This window comes from Streptomyces sp. NPDC054849, assembly GCF_053610945.1.
Genome location: NZ_JBSGZI010000106.1, coordinates 13,943 through 27,750 on the forward strand (window position 1 = coordinate 13,943; position 13,808 = coordinate 27,750).

15 protein-coding genes are annotated in these 13,808 nt (G+C 70.3%); 1 reads left to right on the top strand and 14 read right to left on the bottom strand.

Features of this window, described 5'->3' with window-relative positions; all coding sequences use genetic code 11:
* Positions 1–62: 62 nt before the first annotated feature.
* The 9 genes from ACWGIF_RS31840 to ACWGIF_RS31880 form a co-directional block, all read right to left on the bottom strand.
* Positions 63–392, bottom strand: a complete 330-nt coding sequence (locus ACWGIF_RS31840) for a hypothetical protein (RefSeq protein WP_453502672.1) — start codon at positions 390–392, stop codon at positions 63–65.
* Positions 389–1,276 carry a hypothetical protein gene (locus ACWGIF_RS31845; RefSeq protein WP_453502674.1) on the bottom strand — a complete coding sequence of 296 codons (888 nt, stop codon included), beginning with the start codon at positions 1,274–1,276 and terminating at the stop codon, positions 389–391. The genes ACWGIF_RS31840 and ACWGIF_RS31845 overlap by 4 nt, the downstream gene beginning before the upstream one ends.
* A 28-nt stretch (positions 1,277–1,304) precedes the next feature.
* On the bottom strand, positions 1,305–1,664 hold the full coding sequence (locus ACWGIF_RS31850) for a hypothetical protein (RefSeq protein WP_453502676.1): 360 nt from the start codon (positions 1,662–1,664) through the stop codon (positions 1,305–1,307).
* 5 nt (positions 1,665–1,669) lie between these two features.
* Entirely contained in the window at positions 1,670–2,437 is a 768-nt protein-coding gene (locus ACWGIF_RS31855) for a head maturation protease, ClpP-related (RefSeq protein ID WP_453502678.1), read from the bottom strand.
* An 82-nt stretch (positions 2,438–2,519) separates the two neighbouring features.
* Positions 2,520–2,771, bottom strand: coding sequence for a hypothetical protein (locus ACWGIF_RS31860; protein ID WP_453502679.1), 252 nt, complete (start codon positions 2,769–2,771; stop codon positions 2,520–2,522).
* Positions 2,772–3,053: 282 nt separating this feature from the next.
* On the bottom strand, positions 3,054–4,157 hold the full coding sequence (locus tag ACWGIF_RS31865) for an AAA family ATPase (protein ID WP_453502681.1): 1,104 nt from the start codon (positions 4,155–4,157) through the stop codon (positions 3,054–3,056).
* The gene (locus ACWGIF_RS31870) at positions 4,154–4,555 is read right to left on the bottom strand and encodes a hypothetical protein (RefSeq protein ID WP_453502683.1); all 402 of its coding nucleotides are present in this window, start codon (positions 4,553–4,555) and stop codon (positions 4,154–4,156) included. The genes ACWGIF_RS31865 and ACWGIF_RS31870 overlap by 4 nt, the downstream gene beginning before the upstream one ends.
* Positions 4,556–4,679: 124 nt before the next feature.
* Positions 4,680–4,823: a hypothetical protein gene (locus tag ACWGIF_RS31875; protein WP_453502684.1), complete on the bottom strand. Its 144-nt coding sequence runs from the start codon at positions 4,821–4,823 to the stop codon at positions 4,680–4,682.
* Positions 4,820–5,035, bottom strand: coding sequence for a helix-turn-helix domain-containing protein (locus tag ACWGIF_RS31880; protein WP_453502686.1), 216 nt, complete (start codon positions 5,033–5,035; stop codon positions 4,820–4,822). The genes ACWGIF_RS31875 and ACWGIF_RS31880 overlap by 4 nt, the downstream gene beginning before the upstream one ends.
* Positions 5,036–5,146: 111 nt before the next feature.
* Here ACWGIF_RS31880 and ACWGIF_RS31885 point away from each other — a divergent pair, with 111 nt between their 5' ends.
* A complete protein-coding gene (locus ACWGIF_RS31885; RefSeq protein ID WP_453502688.1) occupies positions 5,147–5,713 on the top strand; it encodes a helix-turn-helix transcriptional regulator in 567 nt (188 codons plus the stop codon).
* 46 nt (positions 5,714–5,759) lie between these two features.
* Here the strand turns inward: ACWGIF_RS31885 and ACWGIF_RS31890 are convergent, their stop codons facing one another.
* The 5 genes from ACWGIF_RS31890 to leuS all read right to left on the bottom strand — a co-directional run bounded on the left by ACWGIF_RS31890 (position 5,760) and on the right by leuS (position 13,372).
* The gene (locus ACWGIF_RS31890; RefSeq protein ID WP_453502689.1) at positions 5,760–7,229 is read right to left on the bottom strand and encodes a recombinase family protein; all 1,470 of its coding nucleotides are present in this window, start codon (positions 7,227–7,229) and stop codon (positions 5,760–5,762) included.
* An 18-nt stretch (positions 7,230–7,247) separates the two neighbouring features.
* A complete protein-coding gene (locus ACWGIF_RS31895; RefSeq protein WP_453502691.1) occupies positions 7,248–7,874 on the bottom strand; it encodes a helix-hairpin-helix domain-containing protein in 627 nt (208 codons plus the stop codon).
* 596 nt (positions 7,875–8,470) lie between these two features.
* A complete protein-coding gene (locus tag ACWGIF_RS31900) occupies positions 8,471–9,316 on the bottom strand; it encodes a DegV family protein (RefSeq protein WP_453502692.1) in 846 nt (281 codons plus the stop codon).
* Between the two features lie 270 nt (positions 9,317–9,586).
* Complete coding sequence (locus tag ACWGIF_RS31905) at positions 9,587–10,369, bottom strand: hypothetical protein (protein ID WP_453502694.1); 783 nt, start codon at positions 10,367–10,369, stop codon at positions 9,587–9,589.
* A gap of 132 nt (positions 10,370–10,501) precedes the next feature.
* Positions 10,502–13,372, bottom strand: a complete 2,871-nt coding sequence (gene leuS / locus ACWGIF_RS31910; protein ID WP_453502695.1) for a leucine--tRNA ligase — start codon at positions 13,370–13,372, stop codon at positions 10,502–10,504.
* Positions 13,373–13,808 lie beyond the last annotated feature (436 nt).

Sequence of the window (13,808 nt, forward strand, 5' to 3'; positions counted from 1 at the left end):
GGTTGATGGACGCCAGGCCCGCCGCGGTCTGGTTCGCGACCTTGACCTTGATCTCAATGTCGTTAGCCACCCGGGGTCACCGCCTCGACCAGCAGGCGGGTCAGCTCGGCGTCGTCGAGGGCCGACCATTCGAAGGGCGGCATGCCCAGCATCTCGAGGAGTTCGATGTACTCGCCGCTGCTCCAGGCGTGGCCGGCGGGATCCACACCGATGCTGTGCAGGAACGAGACCACGACGATGATGACCGCCAGGTGGTCAGGGTTGCCCGCCCGTACCTGGGCGCGGGCCGCGGCGACGTCGTCATCGGTGACGTGCAGGAGCAGGACCGGCAGGCCCTTGCCCGTACCCGAGGCCATGCGCACCACGCTGTACGTGGGCTCGGCGGCACTCACTTGTACCTCGCCACGACACGGCCCGACTTCACGTCCGCGTCCAGCTTCTCGAGCTGCAGCCGCACCTGCTCCTTCATCGTGTCTGGGGCCTCACAGCGGTCGGAGTACCACGTCCCGTCCGGGGCCTGCTTCGGCTGGGTGTAGCCCTGCAGCTGCCTGCTGATCTCCTCCTTCGCCAGCTGTACGGATTGGATGTACGCCGGCGGGCGCATGTCGACGACCTCCGGCCGAAGCTGCGGGGCGAGCTGCCGCCGAGGGAGTTCGGGGACGCCGGCCAGCAGGTCGGCTGCCTGCCGCTCGAACAGGTAGCGGCCGTAGGCGAACTTGAGGGAGCCGATCAGCTGGTGGCGTTCCGGCAGGGCGGCCGAGGCGACGCGGTGCATGACCCACACCAGCAGGCTGGTGGGCTCTACCGGCGTCCACCAGGTGCCGCGGATGCGGGCGCCCTTGGGTCCGCCGCCGGTCTGGTGCTCGTGCTCGTCCTCGAGGCGCAGGCCGCGGACGGCCAGGGCAGCGCTGTGCCGCTCTATGAGCGCGTTGTGGGCGCCCGCTGCGGCCGTCAGCTCGGCGAGGCCCTGCTGTGCCCGTGTGAGGGCTTCCGTGAGCGTCTGGCGGGACGCCTCGAGCTGCTTCTGTGCGGCCGTGATGTCCTTGCCCGCGGCCTTCTCGAGGTCGGGCCGTCCGGCGAGGGCCTGCTGCTCTGCCTCGTACTCGGCGTTCAGCCGCTCGAGTTCCTGCGTGGCCAGCTCGATGCGGCCCTTCGCCGCGGAGTAGGCGGCGCCGGCCGCGGGGCTGATGTACCGCTTCCGCTTCAGCGAGTCGACGGTGTTCTCTGCCTCCTCGAGCTCGGCGGCGACGCGGGCGATGTCCTGGGGTGTGGCCATGGGGGTCTCCTGGGGTGGGGTGGGGTGGTCAGCAGTCGATGAGGCGAGGCGCGTGCGGGTCCTGGGCGGCCTCGTCCTCGGCGATCACGGCCTCGAGCCACTGCCTGATCTCGTGGGTGTTGGCGTGGTTCCGGGCGAAGTCATCCATGAGCCGCACCAGGGAGGACAGCTCCTTGCGGGTCAGCCCGGAGACGTCGATCTCGAGGTCGCCATCGCCGTTGAGAGCGAAGCTCTGCGTGCCCTGGTAGACCTTCAGGATGTGGCCGGTGACGATCTGTCCGGCGGCGGTGTTGCGCCACAGGCCAACGCGGCCGAGGAAGGCGGTCAGCTGCCGGCCCACCGTCTTGCGGGCCTCGTGGTCGAGGCTGTTGAAGTTGCTGAGATCCATGGCGGTCACTGGTTCCTCCGGGTGTCGAGAACGAGCTGCTGCAGGGCGGTGAGCTGGTCACGGCCGTGGCTGCTGGTGAGGTTGGCGGTCATGCGGGCCCATTCGGTCTGCTCGGCCAGGCCGCCCTTCAGGTGGGCGGTGACGTCGGACCACGTCTCCTCGGTCGCGGCCGGGCTGCCGTCGCTGACCTCGGTTGCCAGGCCGGCCTTCACGGCCTCGGCGCCGGTCCACCACGTCTCGGCCTTCATGAGGGACCGCCAGTGCTCGGCGTCCTCGAGGCCCGTGCGGTGCGCGTAGACGTCGGCGATGTTGCCGGAGATCCGGTTGAGCAGGCGCGCCGTCTCGAGCATGTCTTTCTGCTCGCCGACACAGAGCGCGGACGCCTCATGGATCATGAAGGTGGAGTTCCGGCCGATGACCCGCCGGTCCCCTGCCATCGCGATGACCGAGGCGATCGACGCCGCGATGCCGTCGATGTACGTGGTCACCTTGGCCGGGTGCCGGAGCAGGGCCTCATAGATGGCGATCCCGTCGAACACATCACCGCCAGGGGAGTTGAGCCGGACGTCGATGCTCGAGGCCGTGACGTCGGACAGGGCCGCGGTGAAGTCCTTGGCTGTGACGCCGTAGTAGCCGACCTCGTCGTAGACCAGGATTTCGGCGGTGGTGCTGGTGGCGTTGCGGATGCGGTACCAGTCGCGGCCCTCGGGCGGGGCGGGTACGGAGGTGCCGGCGCGGGCGTTGATACGCCAGCTGCGCGGGTAGTCGGTCATGTTCTGGCTCCGATGTTGTTAGGGGTGGGGGTTGTCGGGGTGGGCCTGACAGCGTTGTCTTTGGTATAAGCGTGGCCTATCGTTATTCGTGGATCCAGTGGTCTGGCTTATGGGTCTGTGGTGTGGGCGACGGGTTAGAGGCCTCGGGGCTGGCGAGTCCCGGGGCCTTCGTCGTGTCTGCTGCCGTCTCGGCCAGGTGCCGGAGCTTGGCTGCATGCCGGCGGGCCAGACCCTTTGAGCGGGCAGCAGCAAAAGCGGCGCGGGCTTTCTTCTCTTCTGTGGCCTTCCGGCGTGCTGCTTCGATGCGTGCGCGGACTATGTCGTCGACGTCCATGGGGACTCCTCGAGGGCTTGGTGTAACGGCTGGGTGTAACGGCTGCGTGTACGGGGCCGGGCCTGCGTTACACAGGCCCGGCTTTCTGCTGGGGAGGGGGGGTCACGCTCCACCCCCTCTTAGAGGGGGGTGGAAACGTGGACCTGGGGCCGTGGGGTGCGTGGACCCCTGCGTGGACCTGTGACCTGCGGATTCATGGCGAGCGTGGACCTGCGTGGACGTCGCGTGCAGCGAAACGGACAAAGGGTGCGTGGACCCGACCGTGGACCCCCCACGCCCCAGTCACGACAGCTCCTTGGCTGCGAGGTGATAGGTGGCGGAGAGGCCGGTGAACATCGGCTCGATGCGGGTCAGGAGCTCAGCCTTGACGAGCTTCTCGAGGCGGCGGCGGGCCTTCTCCTTCTCGGCGGCCGTCGGCTTTCTCGTCTCGAAGATGTGCTCCGCGGCTGCGGTCGTGGTGACGCCTTCCGGGCCGCTGCGGCGGACCAGCTCGAGCAGGTCGATTCCCTGCATGACGTTGGTCGTTCCGGCCGCGTGGTCGTGCACCAGCTGGAACGGTCCGACTTCGTCCATGGGCTGCTTGAGGTGGCGGAAGGAGACGACCGGGTCGCCGGCCTCGCCCCAAATGAGGATCACGGATCCGACCCCGGAGGTGATCCAGGTGGAGCCGTAGATGTCCGACATGGTGTTGGGTGCAGCGCCGTTGGCTCCGGCCTTCCGGTTGTGGTGCAGCTCGAGGACTTGGACCCCTTCGGCGAGTGCCTTCTGGCGGGCCCGGTTGTAACCGGCGCCTACGGCGTCTTCGGAGAGTCCGATTGCGGCGTCCTTGAGGCTGTCCACCACGACGGTGTCGGCCTTCGCCTTCTCGCACATGGCGGCGAGGATGTCGGTCTGCTTGGACAGGTCGTAGGGCGGCGGTCCCTCCCAGACGACCAAGTGCTCATTGAGGTACTTCGGGTCGTCGCCGGAGAAGATGCGGTTGCCGGCCCGGCGGGTTTGGGCGGGGCGGTCCATGGCCAGCAGCAGCACGCGTTTGCCCAGTGCCACGGGGAAGCCGAGGACGTCGTCCTGCAGGCCGAGGCGGGCGCGGATGAGCTGGTGGGCCACGGTGGTCTTGCCCGTGCCCTGGGGGGCGGCGATGAGTAGGGCTTCCCCTTCGGCCCACAGCACCTCGCCGCCCGCCCCCCAGACCGCGGCAGGGGTTTCGGGTACGTCGTGGAAGAACGCGCCGCCCGGCTTGAACAGGCTGACGGAGTCCTCGGCGGGGGTTGGGGTGGCTGCCTGCTCGAGGTCGCCCCAGTCGATGGCGTCGTCTGGTCCGGAACGCGGACGAGCCGCCGAGGGACCATCCCCCAGCGGCGCGTCTGCTTCGTGGTACGTGGTCAAGCCGCCATCTCCTGACGGGGGGCGTGCAGCCAGCGTCCGGGCTGTCCGGGGATGGCGATGGGCGGCCATCCGGGGGTTGCTTGGAGCTGGTGCGGGGGCTTGGGCTGGCGGGCGGCCTCGATCTCCTCGAGGGTCTTGCGGGTGTGGATGGCGGGGCGGGTGTCGTAGGCGTCTCGGAGCCACTGCACGACGTCGTCTCCGTACTTGCGCCACATCTCGGCGGCGTCGAGTGCGGCGGCGAGGCGGCGCGGGTCGTCGGGGTGGAGGGCCCGCCACGCGGGGGAGGCGTAGGGCGGGAAGTCTTTGGCGAAGTAGAGGCCGCGGGCGCTGGCCCAGAGGCCGGCGATTTCGCCCGGGTCGTGGGTGGCGATCTCTGGTGGTGTGGCCGTAGGCTTCAAAGGAACCCCTTCACGGCCGCGCATATGGGACTGCAATCCCGCGCGGCCGTTTTGCTGTCTCGGATGACGGTGGGTGGTTCAGGCCCCTGCTCGGACGGCAATCCAGGTGGGGGCCGCTTTGCGTTCAGGCGGCTTCGCGGTCCTGCTCGGCGTCGTGCGGGCGAGGCTGAGCGAGGCCGAGAAGGGCGACGATCCGCCGCACCTGCGCGTCAGTCAGGGGCCTCGCCTCATAGAGGTCGAGCAGGGTCCGGGGCTTGGTCTCGCTCATGAGGCGGCGCCGATCGTCTGCGTGTCGAGGTACGAGTCGACGTCGGACCAGCGGGCCCGCAGGTGCCGCCCGACCTTGATCAGTCGTGGCCCGCCTCCTCGGCTTGACCACTGGTACACGGTCCCGAGGGGGACACCGAGGTACTCGGCGATCTCCTCGGCCGTCGCGAGCGGGGGGCGAACAACACCCGGTGAGCTGGTCTCTTGAGACACCAGATCCCTCCCAAGTGATCTGATTTCACATGAAGAGGCAGTCAAATCTCGCCTCGGTGTAATCATGCCTCACTGTTGGCAAGTGACACAAGGTCTCGCTAAGGTGAAGTCATGTCACGTGACCAGAGTCCGACCGCGCCCGTCGCCGCCATTGCGCAACGGGTCAAGGAATTGCGCGGCCGCCGCGGCTGGAGCGCCGCCCAGCTTGGCGAGGCGGTCAGCAAGCACGGCGTCCGCTGGGACCGCTTCACCGTGGCCAACCTCGAGAACGGCAAGCGGCAGAGCGTGTCCGTGCAGGAGCTGCTATCCCTGGCCCTAGCCCTCGATGTCGCGCCGGTCAATCTCCTCGTGCCGCTCGACGACCGCCCGTACCAGGTAACGCCCACCAGGGCGGAGCCCGCCGGCGCCGTCCGTGCCTGGATCCGCGGCGCGGAACCCTTGCCCGGCATGGATGAGCGGACCTTCCTCGCCGAAGCCTCGGTGCAGGACATGCGGAGGCGCGCCGACGAGCTGAGCGCCCGGCTCGACCTCGGCCCCCATCCCGCAGACGAGCCCCTCGAAAACAAGATCGCCCGCGAGGCGGCGCGGATGGAGCTGCAGAACAAGTACCTGGCAGAGGAGGCCGGCCGTCCCGGCATCTGGGGTGAGGACGGTTTCCATCCCCTGTCTGATCAGTAGGCATGACGAAGGCCCCACACCAGGACGGTGTGGGGCCTTTCGCATGTCATCTCTCGTGCGTCATCGGCACGAGCCGGTCAGGGTCGAAGCGGCGCCCCTTCGTTCGGTCGAACGGGGTCACCTCGTACCCGCGAACCAGCAGCAGAACCACCTCGCGCTTGTCGCCAGGCCCCAGCTTTGCCCAGCCCTTCGCGACGTCACCGGCGAGGAGACCACGCAGGGCCCGCGGGGCGGAGGAGGACATCAGGGCCCGGGACTCCTTCACCCGCTTCTCGATGATCTTCCGGGCCTCGGTGTACTCCCCGAACCCCATCCGCTTGTGGGCCCACATGCGGGCCAGCTCCTTCAGCTGTTCCTCGTCTTCGGCGAGTTCACGGCGGGCGTCTTCTGTAACTTCGCTGGTGGCCAGGTGCTTCAGCTGCGTGAGGACGTTGGGTTTCGACAGCAGCTCGAGGACCTGCCGGCTGACTTCCTCCTCGCTGGACTCCGCCTTGATAGCGATCTTCCCGCAGCCTCCTGACGGGGTAGCGCACCAGTACCGCAGGCCGCCGTTGCCGTGCGAGCCCTTCAGCTGGTGCCCACAGAGGGAGCAGTGCAGCACCCCGCCCAGCCACCGCTTCAGGGACCGGTCTGCTGGGTTGGACCGCTCGGCCAGGCGGGCCCGGATCCGCTCCCACTTCTCAACGGGGATGATCGCGTCCCAGGTTGCCGGGCCGACGACCTCGCCGCGGTGGGCGCGGAGGCCGGCGACCGACGCCTTGGCGACGATGGACTGCACCGTGCGGCTGTTCCACGGGACGCCGGTCACGGTCGGCACACCGCGCCGCTGCAGGTCGTCAGCAATGGCGTACAGGCTCTCTCCGACGGCCGGGTCGACCGAGGCCGGCGCCGGGTGCTCCGCCCACTCTCCGAGGATCCTGTCGCCGATCTCCCGGACGATGACCGCCTCAACGGGGTCTACCTCCCGGCCGGACGCGGTGAAGCCGTAGCCGCGGAATCCGCCGCCGCCCGGCTTGCCGTCCCGCGCCAGCTCCTGGTGCTTGCGGGCGACACGGCGGGCCGTGTCCCTGCTGGACTTGTTGGCGATGGCCACCATGACGCGGGCCATGGTGATATCGGCATCGTTGGCCAGGCGCATGGACCCGGACACGCTCTCAACAGGGATGTGCGGCCGGCGGGACTCGACGATGTCGATGAGGTCCTCGAGGTCGCGCGGGTCGCGGGCCACACGGTCGAGGTCGTAGGCGAGGAAACCGTCGTGTTCGCCCGAGGCCAGCATCTCGAGGATGCGGCGGAAGCCGGGCCGGACGGTACGGAGGGCAGTCGTTCCGTCGATGAGCTTCACCTTGCGCCGCTTGAAGGCGGAGGTGTCGTTCTCGACCACGACTTCGGTGATGGTCCAGCCCAGCCGGGCGGCGAGGGCGTAACCGTCCTCTTCCTGCCGCCCGACGCCTGCAGCGTCCTGGGCTTTGTCGTCGGAGATGCGAACAAGCAGTACGGCTCGTTTCGGGGTCACCTCTTTAGGTTACTCCTGCTATCTCGGATCCCCGATGCCGTTGACCTGGCGCAGCTCCTCGACGGAACGAAACCCGCCACGGGCAGTGCGGAAGTCGACGATGTGCTGCGCCAGCACCGGCCCGACTCCGGGCAGACCGTCCAGCTGCGCGACGGTGGCCGAGCCCAGGCTGAGCGGGCCGGGGGCCGGGGCTCCGACGGCGCCGCCCGGGGGCGGCTGCGCCGGGGCGCCGACCAGTACCTGTTCGCCGTCGACCAGCACGCGGGCCCGGTTGAGCCCGCTGGTGTCCGTGCCCGGGCGCACTCCCCCGGCGGCGGCCAGCGCGTCCTCCACCCGCGAACCGGCGGGCAGCCGCCGCACCCCGGGATCCCGGACCTTGCCGCTGATGTCGACGACGATCCGCGTGGCGCCGCCGGCGCCCCCTCCCGTGGCCTGCGCCCCCGACGGCGCCGCGGCCGGCACTGCTCCCGGGGCGACCACCGCGGGCACAGTCACCGCCCGCGGCCTTGCGGACCAGTACTGCTGCCCCGCGAATCCGACGGCGACGACCAGCACCACCCCTACGGCGACGACCGTGCGCGGCTCGACCCCACAGCGGGCCTGCAACCACACCGGCAGCCGCTCCCGCACGGCCAGTCTCCGCACGGCCCCGGAGGGCAGCCCGCCACCCTCATCGCGCGAGGTCCGGCCATCCGCCTCAGGCCTGGTCCGGGGATCCCCCTCGGACGGGGCCCGGGCATCCCCGTCAGGAAGGGTCCGCGGACCCCCTTCGGACGGGGCCCGGACGTCCCCGCCGGGCCGGGTCCGGCGATCGCCCGCGGGCCGAGTACGGACGTCCTCGTCGGACCGGGTCCGAGGATCCGCCTCGGTCCGGGTATAGGCGCCCCCCTCGGACCGACTCCGGGCGTCCCCTGCAGCGGCGGTATGCGGGTCCGCCTCCGGCCGTGCAGGCTCCGGCGGCGGGCTGCTGCCGCCCAGCAGGGCTTCGGCCCGGCGGCGCAGTGCGCCCGGATCCGGATCCGGATGAGCACGAGCGGCGGCCCGGCGGGCACGGCGGTGGCGCAGACGGCTGTCGGAGAGACGGGGACGGCCCGGGCCGCTGGTGGCGCCCGACGGATGCGAGGTACGCGTGCGAAGAGTCATGCCACGACCGTAGGGGCCGCCCCCGCACACCGTTCGGAGCCTTCAATTCCGGTGGATGACAACCCCGTTGTGGATAACCGCGCCACTCGTTCCGGTGATCAGCGGGGAGAGACGACCGCCGCCAGCAGCCCCGGCCCGGTGTGCGCGCCGATCACCGCGCCGACCTCGCTGACGTGCAGCTCGACCAGGCCGGGGATGCGCTCGCGCAGCCGCTGGGCGAGCTTCTCGGCCCGTTCCGGAGCGGCCAGGTGATGCACTGCCACGTCGACCGCGGCGGACCCGGCGCGCTCGACGGCCAGCTCCTCCAGGCGGGCGATGGCCTTGGAAGCCGTGCGCACCTTCTCCAGCATCTCGATCCGCCCGCCGTCCAGCGTCAGCAGGGGCTTCACCGCCAGGGCCGAGCCGAGGAGGGCCTGCGCGGCCCCGATCCGGCCGCCGCGGCGAAGGTAGTCGAGGGTGTCGACGTAGAAGTACGCGGACATGTCCGCCGCCCGCTTCTCCGCGGCCGCCACCGCCTCGTCCACGGAACCTCCCGCCTCGGCCACCTCGGCGGCCACGAGGGCACAGAAGCCGAGGGCCATCGCGACCATGCCGGTGTCCACGACACGTACGGGCACGGGCGCGGTCCTGGCGGCGACCACGGCGGCGTCGTAGGTGCCGGAGAACTCGGCGGACAGGTGCAGGCTCACGATGCCGGTCGCCCCGGCGTCCGCGGCCGCGCGGTAGGCCCGGACGAACTCCTCCGGGCTGGGGCGCGAGGTGGTGACCGAGCGGCGCTTCTGCAGGGCAAGGGCCAGGCTGCGCGCCGAGATCTCGGTGCCTTCTTCGAGCGCCTCGCCTCCGAGCACCACGGTTAGCGGGACGGAGGTGATTCCGTGCCGCGCCATGGCCGGTTGGGGCAGGTAGGCCGTGGAATCGGTGACGATGGCGACATGGCGGGACATGAGCCGGAGGTTACCGCCCGTGGGGGCAGGACGGCAGCCTGGGCCCCATCCGGACCGACGCCCGGTCGCCGACAGCGGCCAGAGCCTACGGCACGATCATCCTGTCAGCCGCCGCGCCGAGGCGTGGTCGGGCGCCCCTCACCTGCCCCGACGCCGCACCTGCGGCCTCGGACCGCCCCCGGAGCGCCTCACCCCGCAAAGAGCGCTCACAGGGCTCGCAGGGCGCTCGCAGAGGGCGCCGGGACGCCCACCGCGCCCCGGCCCCTCTCCTCAGGTCGTGTTCTCCGGCCGGCGCGTCTTCTGCCACGGATACTGGGGCGCCGGGGCGGCCGGGTTCAAAGCCGGCTGCTGCCGGTCCGCGCCCCGTCCGCCCTCGGCGGACGCCTGCCCCGAAGCCTGCCCCGGGGCGTTTTCCCCAGCATTCCCCGGGCCCTGGGTCTGTGTCCGGGCCTGCGTCTGTGCCGCGTCCCACGCCGCGGCCGCCGCCGCCAGTTCGTCCACCGACTCCCGCGACCAGTCCCGCAGCGCGTCGGACTCGACCTCGATCTGGGCCGACAGGGCGGACAGGTCGTCCTCCGCGAAGCGCCGCGCGCGGTCGCGCGCTGCCCAGCGCAGCGAATCCGACGCCTGCGTGATCTTGGCCACCCGCTCGCGCAGGTCGGGCAGGATGTCCGCGATCCGCTTGCGGTCCGGATCCTGCTCCAGCCGCCTGAGCTCGTCGTCCAGCTCGTGTCCGTGCGCGCTCAGGCGCTCGAACAGCGCGATCGACTCCCTCAGCGAGGCGTCCACCCGGACCCCGTCGTGCAGCGCCTGCTGCGTGGACCGCATGGACGTCCGCAGGTCGAGCCGCAGCTGCGCCAGCGCACCCGGGACCCCGACCTGCCCGAAGCTCTTGGCCCGCAGGGTGGTGTCCTCCACCGTCCGCCGCGCCTGCGTGATCGTCCGGTCCACCCCGCGCTTGGTCGCCTTCACCACCTTGACGGTCGCGTACACGCCCAAGCCGAGGAAGGCGAAAAGAACCATCAGCGCGAAGATGATCAGCGCCTCCTCCATGAATGTCCCTTCCCCAGTCCCCGCGAGCTGTTTTTCCGTCCCCTCCACCGTAAACGCCACGGGCAGGCCAGGGGTTCCAATCGAACCCCCAACCTGCCCGTACGGGATCTCCCCCATGCCGGGGGCGCGATCTCAGATGACGATGTTCACCAGCTTCGGAGCGCGCACGATCACCTTGCGGATCTCCGCGCCGCCCAGCGCCGCCACGACACCCTCATCGGTCACCGCCAGCTGCTCCAGCTCCGCCTCCGAGATCGTCGGCGACACCTCCAGCCGCGCCTTGACCTTGCCCTTGACCTGCACCACGCACGTCACGCTCTCGTCCACGACGTACGCCGGGTCGGCGACCGGGAAGTCCTGGTGGACCACCGAGTCGCTGTGGCCCAGGCGGTGCCACAGCTCCTCCGCGATGTGCGGGGCCAGTGGCGCGACCAGCAGCACCAGGCGCTCGGCGACCGAGCGCTCCAGCGGGCGGCCCGCCTTCGTCAGGGCGTTGTTCAGCTCGGTGATCTTGGCGATGGCGGTGTTGAACCGCAGCCCGGCCAGATCCGCGCCGGCCCCGTCGATCGCCTTGTGCAGCGCGCGCAGCGTGTCTTCGCCCGGCTCTCCGTCGACGACGGTGACGGCGCCCGTCTCCTCGTCGACGATGTTGCGCCACAGCCGCTGCAGCAGGCGGTACTGGCCGACCACGGCCCGCGTGTCCCACGGACGGGAGACGTCCAGCGGACCCATCGCCATCTCGTACAGGCGCAGCGTGTCAGCGCCGTACTCCTCGCAGATCTCGTCCGGGGTGACGGCGTTCTTCAGGGACTTGCCCATCTTGCCGTGCTCGCGCTTGACCTGCTTGCCGTCGTAGAAGTACGCCCCGTCGCGCTCCTCGACCTCGGCCGCCGGGACGTACACACCGCGCTCGTCGGTGTAGGCGTACGCCTGGATCATGCCCTGGTTGAACAGCTTGTGGAACGGCTCCGCCGACGACACGTGCCCCAGGTCGAACAGCACCTTGGACCAGAAGCGCGCGTACAGCAGGTGCAGCACCGCGTGCTCGGCGCCGCCCACGTACAGGTCGACACCGCCGTGCGGCTGGCCCTCGCGCGGCCCCATCCAGTACTGCTCGATCTCCGGGTCCACCAGGGCCGACGCGTTGTTCGGGTCCAGGTAGCGCAGCTCGTACCAGCAGGAACCGGCCCAGTTCGGCATGGTGTTGGTCTCGCGGCGGTACGAGCGCACGCCGCGGCCGTCGCCCAGGTCCAGCTCCACGTTGACCCACGCCTCGTTGCGCGACAGCGGGGTCTCCGGCTTCGAGGTCGCGTCGTCCGGTTCGAAGGTGCGCGGCGAGTAGTCCTCGACCTCCGGCAGCTCCAGCGGCAGCATCGACGCGGGCAGCGAGTGCGCGACGCCGTCCTCGTCGTAGACGATCGGGAAGGGCTCGCCCCAGTAGCGCTGGCGGCTGAACAGCCAGTCGCGCAGACGGAAGTTGACGGTGCCCTCGCCGATGCCGCGCTCGGTCAGCCAGTCGGTGATCGCGGCCTTCGCCTCGACGACCCCCAGACCGTCCAGCGAGATGCCCTCACCGGTCGAGTCGACCAGCTTCGCGTCGTACGAGACGAAGGCGTCGTCCCACTCGGACGGGTCGGTTCCGCGGCCGTCCGACGGCTGCACGACGCAGCGCATCGGCAGCTCGAAGGCGCGCGCGAACTCGAAGTCGCGGCTGTCGTGGGCCGGAACGGCCATGATCGCGCCGGTGCCGTAGCCCATCAGCACGTAGTCGGCGATGAAGACCGGGACCTTGGCGCCGCTGACCGGGTTGATCGCGTACTCGCCGGTGAAGACACCGGTCTTGTCCTTGGCCTCGGCCTGGCGCTCGACGTCGGACTTCGAGGCGGCCTGCTTGCGGTAGGCGGTGACGGCCTCCGCCGGCGTGGCGTGCCCGCCGGTCCACACGTCGTGGGTGCCCTCGGGCCAGGCGGCCGGGATGAACTTCTCGACCAGCGGGTGCTCGGGCGCCAGCACCATGTAGGTGGCGCCGAACAGCGTGTCGGGACGCGTCGTGAAGACGGTGATCGCCTCGTCGCCCAGCGCGAAGTCGACGCGCGCGCCCTCGCTGCGGCCGATCCAGTTGCGCTGCTGCAGCTTGATGGCCTCGGGCCAGTCCAGCGCGTCCAGGTCGTCCAGCAGCCGGTCGGCGTACGCGGTGATCCGCATGTTCCACTGGCTCAGCTTGGACTTGAAGACCGGGAAGTTGCCGCGCTCGGACCGGCCGTCCGCGGTGACCTCCTCGTTGGCCAGTACGGTGCCCAGCCCGGGGCACCAGTTGACGGGCGCGTCCGAGGAGTACGCCAGCCGGTACTCGTTCAGTACGTCGGCCCGCTCGCCCTCGGCCAGCGCGGCCCAGGCGCGGCCGCCGGGAACCTCACGCGAGCCGTCCTCGAAGGCGGCGACCAGCTCGGTGATCGGCCGGGCCTTCTTCGCGTCGGCGTCGTACCAGGAGTTGTAGATCTGCAGGAAGATCCACTGGGTCCACTTGTAGTAGTCCGGGTCGATCGTGGCGAACGACCGCCGCCTGTCGTGACCCAGACCCAGCCGGCGCAGCTGGACCTTCATGTTCTCGATGTTGGCCTCGGTCGACACCCGCGGGTGCGTGCCGGTCTGTACGGCGTACTGCTCGGCCGGCAGGCCGAAGGCGTCGAAGCCCAGGGTGTGCAGGACGTTGTGGCCGGTCATCCGCTGGTGGCGGGCGTAGACGTCGGTGGCGATGTACCCGAGCGGGTGGCCGACGTGCAGCCCCGCGCCGGACGGGTACGGGAACATGTCCATGATGAACTTCTTGGGCCGTGCGACCACCGCGGGGTCCCCGGCCAGGTCACCGGACGGGTTCGGGGCCTCGTACGTGCCCTGCGCGTCCCATACGTCCTGCCAGCGTGCCTCGATGTCGGCGGCCATGGCAGCCGTGTAACGGTGCGCCTCGGCCGCCTCGGGGGCCGGGGTGTTCGTCTCGCTCATGATTTCTGAAGCTCCATCGATCGTCTCTGCCGTCTCTGCCTGCCCAAACGAAAAAACCCCTCGCACAGGAGGGGGCGCCGCGCCGAGGCCGACCGTCTCGAAGGGGTCGGTACTGATCAGCGCGGCTCGGTAAGCAGAAGGCGTACGGCACGCATGGCGTCAGGGTACCGCAGCGGCCCCTGCCGACGCTCGGCCGTTCCACCCGCCGGCACGGTGGCGGTGCGACCCCACGAACGGGAAGCGGTCCGGAGAGCCGGGCGCACGAGAAGCGGGAACACCGAGAAGCAGGCACCTAGAAGCAGGGAGACCGGCAAGCGGGGTCGGCGAGAATCGGGCACAACGAGAAGCGGGCCACCCGATCCGGGTGGCCCGCTTCTTCACTGTGGAGCTAAGGAGAATTGAACTCCTGACCTCCTGCATGCCATGCAGGCGCTCT

Bases quoted from the DNA above. Each gene is read 5' to 3' on its own strand.
- ACWGIF_RS31860 (WP_453502679.1), bottom strand. From the start codon at position 2,771: ATGGACGTCGACGACATAGTCCGCGCACGCATCGAAGCAGCACGCCGG.
- leuS (WP_453502695.1), bottom strand. From the start codon at position 13,372: ATGAGCGAGACGAACACCCCGGCCCCCGAGGCGGCCGAGGCGCACCGT.
- ACWGIF_RS31855 (WP_453502678.1), bottom strand. From the start codon at position 2,437: ATGACCGACTACCCGCGCAGCTGGCGTATCAACGCCCGCGCCGGCACC.
- ACWGIF_RS31845 (WP_453502674.1), bottom strand. From the start codon at position 1,276: ATGGCCACACCCCAGGACATCGCCCGCGTCGCCGCCGAGCTCGAGGAG.
- ACWGIF_RS31900 (WP_453502692.1), bottom strand. From the start codon at position 9,316: ATGTCCCGCCATGTCGCCATCGTCACCGATTCCACGGCCTACCTGCCC.
- ACWGIF_RS31885 (WP_453502688.1), top strand. From the start codon at position 5,147: ATGTCACGTGACCAGAGTCCGACCGCGCCCGTCGCCGCCATTGCGCAA.
- ACWGIF_RS31850 (WP_453502676.1), bottom strand. From the start codon at position 1,664: ATGGATCTCAGCAACTTCAACAGCCTCGACCACGAGGCCCGCAAGACG.
- ACWGIF_RS31875 (WP_453502684.1), bottom strand. From the start codon at position 4,823: ATGAGCGAGACCAAGCCCCGGACCCTGCTCGACCTCTATGAGGCGAGG.
- ACWGIF_RS31905 (WP_453502694.1), bottom strand. From the start codon at position 10,369: ATGGAGGAGGCGCTGATCATCTTCGCGCTGATGGTTCTTTTCGCCTTC.